Annotated in this window: 7 protein-coding genes; 2 read left to right on the top strand and 5 right to left on the bottom strand. The window is 42.6% G+C overall.

All coding sequences use genetic code 11. From position 1 onward, the window contains the following. Nucleotides 1–402: 402 nt before the first annotated feature. The 5 genes from ruvC to rplU form a co-directional block, all read right to left on the bottom strand. Nucleotides 403–963, bottom strand: coding sequence for a crossover junction endodeoxyribonuclease RuvC (gene ruvC / locus OQ5_RS0112670; protein ID WP_016777843.1), 561 nt, complete (start codon nucleotides 961–963; stop codon nucleotides 403–405). Between the two features lie 7 nt (nucleotides 964–970). Then, nucleotides 971–1,285, bottom strand: a complete 315-nt coding sequence (locus OQ5_RS0112665) for a DUF4286 family protein (RefSeq protein ID WP_016777842.1) — start codon at nucleotides 1,283–1,285, stop codon at nucleotides 971–973. A 14-nt stretch (nucleotides 1,286–1,299) separates the two neighbouring features. Beyond that, nucleotides 1,300–2,571, bottom strand: coding sequence for a serine--tRNA ligase (gene serS, locus OQ5_RS0112660; protein ID WP_016777841.1), 1,272 nt, complete (start codon nucleotides 2,569–2,571; stop codon nucleotides 1,300–1,302). A 190-nt stretch (nucleotides 2,572–2,761) separates the two neighbouring features. Beyond that, nucleotides 2,762–3,025, bottom strand: a complete 264-nt coding sequence (rpmA, locus tag OQ5_RS0112655) for a 50S ribosomal protein L27 (protein ID WP_016777840.1) — start codon at nucleotides 3,023–3,025, stop codon at nucleotides 2,762–2,764. 21 nt (nucleotides 3,026–3,046) lie between these two features. Beyond that, entirely contained in the window at nucleotides 3,047–3,358 is a 312-nt protein-coding gene (gene rplU / locus OQ5_RS0112650; protein ID WP_016777839.1) for a 50S ribosomal protein L21, read from the bottom strand. A gap of 361 nt (nucleotides 3,359–3,719) precedes the next feature. Here rplU and asnS point away from each other — a divergent pair, with 361 nt between their 5' ends. Further along, the gene (gene asnS, locus OQ5_RS0112645) at nucleotides 3,720–5,159 is read left to right on the top strand and encodes an asparagine--tRNA ligase (protein ID WP_016777838.1); all 1,440 of its coding nucleotides are present in this window, start codon (nucleotides 3,720–3,722) and stop codon (nucleotides 5,157–5,159) included. 101 nt (nucleotides 5,160–5,260) lie between these two features. Continuing rightward, nucleotides 5,261–6,709, top strand: coding sequence for an RNA polymerase factor sigma-54 (rpoN, locus tag OQ5_RS0112640; protein WP_016777837.1), 1,449 nt, complete (start codon nucleotides 5,261–5,263; stop codon nucleotides 6,707–6,709). The last annotated feature ends 93 nt before the right edge of the window (nucleotides 6,710–6,802 follow it).

Here is a 6,802-nt window from a genome sequence, read left to right as displayed (position 1 = left end):
CCTGTAAACGGATTGGTGTAGCAGTTTTAGGGCTTGAAGTACCCCATGCACACATACACCTGGTACCGATCAATGCCGAAAGTGACATCAGCTTTTCGAAGCCCAAGCTGCAACTGTCAAAAGAAGAGATGGAGGCTATCGCCGACAAAATAAGGAAAAATCTTTAATGAATACGATCGTTCATCGTTTCAAAAAGAAAGCCGTCGCCGGGGCAAAAGCTCCGGCGACGGCTTTTTTTGCAGTCAAAAGTTTGAAAGGCAGAGGGCAGATATCATGGGGCTGGAAGTTATTGGCTAAATGGACTCAGGAAAGAAATCATGGAAGGTAAATTTTTTCACATATTTTGCGTAACAGGGGCCCATCTTTGGGCCGTCAAACCACCTCGTTGGTGGTTCACCCTGCCTATTTTACCCTCCCGGGATTGTTTCGAATAAATTCTTTCCAGCTTTTAGCGCCACCACTACTCACCAGATTTTGCTTCTGAAAACAATGACAAACTGCAGCTGCCAGTCCGTCAGTAGCATCCAGGTGTTTGGGAATTTCACCCATATCAAGATACTGTTGAAGAAACAGTGCCACCTGCTCTTTGGATGCATTGCCTCGCCCGGTTATGGCCTGTTTTATGCGCAAAGGAGCATACTCAAATATTGGCAGCGACCTCGAAAGAGCTGCAGCCATGGCTACTCCTTGTGCCCGGCCGAGTTTAAGCATCGACTGAACATTTTTACCGTAAAACGGAGCTTCAATGGCAAGTTCATCAGGATGGTATGAATCAATAAGACTGATGACGCGCTCAAAAATTTTTCGGAGCTTCAGATAATGGTCTTTGTATTTCGATAGCTCCAATACTCCCATGGTAATCAGTCGTGGTGTTTTACCCCTGACCTCAATCAAGCCATAGCCCAAAATATTGGTCCCGGGATCAATACCAAGAATGATTTTTTCTGCTACGGCTTTCTGCATTTATTGTTTAATGGATTTTAGAAAGGATCGAATTGAAATTTGTAATCCGCTCGCCAAACTTATGCCTGAAAGATTCAAAAACAGGGTTGGTCTTTTGCCGGATAAGTTCCAGTTCTTCTCCGCTGGAACATCGAAACTGCACCGAAAGTACCTGCATTCCCTGGTTTGCATCCGAAAACACTTCAAACACCTCCCGCTCTATTGTAGGTAACAATTGCTTCACAAAAGGAAACAACTCTTCTTCGAGCCATACTTCCCATTCGCCCCGATACTTCGGAGTTGTATAAAACGACGCATTAAAAATATATCCCTTACTCTTCATAGCGGGAAAATCTTCTATTTTATTAAATCAGTTCCCATAAACGGGATTAAAACTTTAGGTACGCTAATTCCCTGGGGAGTCTGATTGTTTTCAAGAATGGCAGCTACAATTCGCGGCAGGGCCAATGCACTTCCGTTGAGGGTATGCGCCAGTTGCGTTTTCTTTTCACCCGTTTTTCGAAACCGTAGTTTTAGCCGGTTAGCCTGATAAGACTCAAAGTTGGAAACCGAGCTTACTTCCAGCCAGCGCTTCTGTGCTGCAGAGTACACCTCAAAATCGTAAGTTAATGCAGAGGTAAAACTCATATCTCCGCCGCAAAGCTTTAGGATACGCCAGGGCAGTTCGAGCTTTTCCACCAGTGATTGTACATGTGCCAACATCTGATCAAGCACTTCGTATGAATTATCAGGGCTGGCCACCTGCACGATTTCAACCTTATCAAACTGATGCAAACGGTTCAGACCCCGCACATGACTCCCCCACGACCCGGCTTCACGTCTGAAACAGGCTGAATAAGCACAATGTTTGACAGGTAAATCTTTCTCATCGAGAACCACATCCCTGAAAATATTTGTCACGGGAACTTCAGCTGTTGGAATCAGGTAAAGATTATCGGCCCCAACATGATACATCTGACCCTCTTTATCGGGCAGCTGCCCGGTGCCAAATCCCGAATCTTCGTTCACCAGCAGAGGTGGCAACACCTCCTTATAGCCGGCAGCTGTGGCTTCATCAAGAAAAAAGTTGATCAAGGCACGCTGTAATTTGGCTCCCCACCCTTTATATACCGGAAAACCGGCACCAGTAATTTTTGTGCCAAGCTCAAAATCAATAAGATCATATTTTGCTGCTAATTCCCAGTGAGGAAGAGCATTTTCCAGCGCCGGGACTTCCCCTCCCGAGTTTACCACCTCATTATCTTCCTCTCCTTTACCCTCAGGAACTGTGGGATGCGGCACATTGGGCACCTGAACCAATAATTCCTGAATTTTTTCCTCGCTTTCACTCAGTTTCGCATTCAGAGAACGTATTTCATCCTTTAGACCGGCAGTTTTGGACCTTGCTTCATTGGCCTCATCGGTTCTGCCCGACTTAAACAACTGTCCGATTGATTTCGACAAAGTGTTCAGCTCATTTTGCTTCTGGTCAACCACACTTTGTGTAGCACGACGTTCGTTATCAGCCTCAACAATCTGCGTAATTATTTCTTTAGCATCGAAATGTTTGGTTTTTAGCCGCTCGATGACTTCTTCCTGATTGTCCTGAATGTACTTGAGTGTAAGCATATTTCCAGTATATATTTGTTTTACAATATTCCGTCAAACTTTTACAGATGCCTGATCTCTTCTCTCAATCATTCTTTTCTCTGTGTCTTCGCGTCTTTTCGTTAAAAAAGAGAGCACACAAAAAATCTCCTGAATTTGTTACGAAAGTAACAAAAACAGGAGATTAAGAGAATTTTTTTACAAATAAACTTTATTCTGCAGCAGCCGGTTCAACAGATACAAAAGAACGGTCGCCTTTTCTTTTACGAAAAACAACCTTTCCGTCGGTCAGTGCAAAAAGAGTATGGTCTTTACCCATGCCGACATTTTCGCCCGGATGATGCTGAGTACCGCGCTGGCGAACAATAATGTTACCGGCTTTCGCTATTTGGCCACCATAAATTTTGACGCCCAAACGTTTACTTTCTGATTCGCGTCCGTTTCTGGAGCTACCTACACCTTTCTTATGTGCCATATCGCATTAATTTTTTCGTGATTAATCTTCAATGTTTTCAATCTGAATCTGACTCAGATACTGACGGTGACCGTTTTTCTTACGGTAGCCTTTTCTGCGCTTCTTCTTGAATACGATCACTTTATCACCTTTAAGGTGCGACAGAACTTTGGCTGTTACTTTGGCTCCTTCAACAACAGGAGTACCAATCTTCACATCGCCTTCGTTGTCAATCATCAATACCTGATCGAAATCAACTGAAGCTCCTTCTTCTGCATTGAGGCGGTTCACAAAGATTTTTCTGTCTTTCTCTACTTTGAATTGCTGGCCTCCAATGGAAACAATTGCGTACATTGAAATACAATTTTAAGGTTCTCTCCGGCAGGTGGTTCCCAACATGAGAATCTCTTGTCTACCTTTCCGGATATTTTCGGTCTGCAAAAGTAGTAACTTTTTATTTTTCCGGCAAATAAAATTAATCTGACAGACCGTTCATCAATAAAACTGTTAAATTTTTACAAATAACTGATAATTAATTGTTTACATAATTTATGGCGCAAAACACAACTCATTCATAATAAAAACTTTGTGTCATTGTGTCTCTGCGTTAGGCGTTTTTTAACCGACTACTGGTTCATTATATCACCAAAATATTGCCTGCGACTAAAAACAAATCATTAATTTTGTGCCCTTCAGGATTAAAAATACTAAGCCGATGCAGAGAACTAAGGTAGCCGACCTTCTGAGGTCAAACGAAATTGGACAAACATTTACGGTAAAGGGATGGGTACGTACCCGCAGAGGCAACAAAAAAGTGAATTTTGTCGCCCTGAACGATGGCTCAGGCATAAATAATCTTCAAATTGTTGTGGATATGCCGCAATTTGATGAAGCTCTGGTGCGGCGTATCACAACCGGTGCTGCCATTTCGGTTGAAGGAATATTGCAGGAATCGCAGGGTTCGGGCCAGAATGTTGAATTGTTAGCTAAAACCATTGAAATACTTGGCGACAGTGATCCTGACAAATATCCGTTGCAACCCAAAAAACACTCCCTTGAGTTTCTGCGTGAAATTGCACACCTCCGGTTTCGTACCAATACATTCGGAGCCATAACACGTGTACGTCATGCCATGATTTTTGCCGTGCACCAATTTTTTAACAACAAAGGCTTTTATAATATACATACACCAATTATTACCGCATCCGATGCCGAAGGAGCCGGTGAAATGTTTCAGGTCACTACGCTCGATCTTGAAAATCCGCCGCGTGATGAGGAAGGAAAAATCGATTATTCTAAAGATTTTTTCGGGAAAGCTACCAACCTGACAGTTTCGGGTCAGTTGGAAGGAGAACTGGCAGCCCTTGCCATGTCCGAAATTTACACTTTCGGGCCTACCTTTAGAGCTGAAAATTCCAACACTTCGCGTCACTTGTCCGAGTTTTGGATGATTGAACCCGAAATGGCTTTCTATGATCTGAGAGACAACATGGACCTGGCTGAAGAATTTTTAAAATATCTGCTGCAATATGCATTGGATCATTGCATGGACGACCTTCAGTTTCTGAGCCGGCGCCAACAGGATGAAGAAAAGAATAAAAAAGAAGCCGACCGTTCCATGGAGCTTATCGAAAAACTCAAATTTGTTCTGGAAAATGATTTCGTCAGATTAACTTATACAGAAGCTATTAATATTCTCGAAAATTCAAAACCCAATAAAAAAGGACAGTTCCAGTATCCGGTAAAAGGATTCGGAACGGACCTCCAGTCGGAACACGAACGTTACCTGGTTGAAAAACACTTTAAGAAACCCGTGATACTCACCGACTATCCCAAAGAAATCAAAGCATTCTACATGAAACTGAACGACGACAATAAAACCGTTCGTGCCATGGATGTGCTCTTCCCCCAAATTGGTGAAATTATTGGCGGATCACAACGAGAAGAAAACTATGACAAATTAACCGCGCGGATGAAAGAAATGAACATTCCCGAGGAAGAGATGTGGTGGTTTCTCGATACACGACGCTTCGGTTCGGTTCCTCACAGTGGCTTCGGTCTGGGTTTTGAGCGCATGATGCTTTTTGTTACAGGGATGACCAACATTCGCGACGTCATTCCTTTTCCACGGGCACCCAAAAGTGCAGAGTTTTAAAATACCATTTAATGTTTCCTGATTTCCCCAAATTACTGTATTTTTGTAAGGAGCAGACGGGCATTAAATTGTCGGCTTCAAAAAATTAACAGGTTCAGGGAATGTTAAAACAAAGTTTACAACAGAAATTATTACAAAAGCTGTCACCTCTTCAGATACAGGTGATCAAGCTTCTTGAAATTCCTACCACCCAACTTGAGCAACGCATTAAGGAAGAACTGGAGAAAAACCCCGTGCTTGAGATGGAAGGTGATTCCCGTGATCCTGACGATGAAGAAGACAACAGCACTGAAACCGACAACGAAAAGGATGAAATGTCCATCGACGCTTACATCCAGAATGAGGATATCCCCGCCTACAAACTAAGTGCCCGTAACTTTTCGAAAGACGACAAACAGGAAGACGTCCCTTTCTCCTCAGGAACTACTTTTCATGAACACCTGGTCAGTCAGATGGGATTGCGGATTATGACCGAACGCCAGGCATTAATTGCAGAATACATTATTGGTAACATTGATGAAGACGGATACCTTAGGCGGGAGGTCGACGAAATTATTGACGACCTTGCCTTTTCGCAGAATGTTGAGGTGGACGAAAAAGAGGCACTCGAAGTTCTTGAAATTGTTCAGGATTTTGATCCCCCCGGAGTGGGTGCAAGAGATTTAAGAGAATGCCTTATGCTTCAACTCGAAAAAAAGAATCAGGACGATCCGTTAATTCAGAAAGCTTACCACCTGGTTAAAAATCACTTCGAAGAGTTCACCCGGAAACATTATGACAAGATTGAAAAAAGAATGCATTTGGAAGAAGGGGAACTCAAAGATATACTTGAAGAAATACTAAAGCTAAATCCCAAGCCTGGCAGTTCTTACAGCAATCCTGTAACAAAAACAGTTCAGCACATTATTCCCGACTTCATTCTTGAAATTGAAGACGGAAAACCAAAACTGTCGCTTAACAACCGAAATGTTCCTGAACTTCGTATTAGCAACACCTATTCTGAAATGTTCGAGGATTATCAGGCCAACAGAAAAAATCAGAGCAAGGAGCAAAAAGAAGCACTGATGTTTGTCAAGCAAAAACTCGACTCTGCCAAATGGTTTATCGACGCTATTAAGCAGCGCCAGAACACACTGATGACAGTTATGCAGGCCATCCTTGACTATCAGTACGAATATTTCCTTGAGGGCGACGAAACAAAACTTAAGCCCATGATCCTGAAAGATATTGCAGACCGTACAGGACTTGATATATCCACTGTTTCCAGAGTTTCGAACAGCAAATACATTCAGACGCATTTTGGAATTTTCCCGCTGAAGTATTTCTTCTCGGAAGGATTACAGACCGACTCAGGAGAAGAAGTTTCAACGCGTGAAATAAAAAGGATACTCCAGGATTGCATCGAAAATGAAGACAAGCGAAAACCGCTTACCGATGATAAACTGGCAAAAATCCTTCAGGAAAAATCTTACAATATTGCCCGACGTACAGTGGCAAAATATCGTGAGCAACTAAACATACCCGTTGCCAGACTTCGGAAAGAGTGGTAAAGATTTCGGGCAACAAAAAAATGGTAAATGAAACGAGCATGGCAAGGTTTGCGGTAAAAGATTATTAAATTTTTAGATATAAGATTTAACCTG

The organism is Anaerophaga thermohalophila str. Valhall, from assembly GCF_000250735.1.
In the GTDB taxonomy this organism is placed as follows: Bacteria; Bacteroidota; Bacteroidia; order Bacteroidales; family Marinilabiliaceae; genus Anaerophaga; species Anaerophaga thermohalophila_A.
This window is presented reverse-complemented; position numbering and strand designations above follow the sequence as displayed.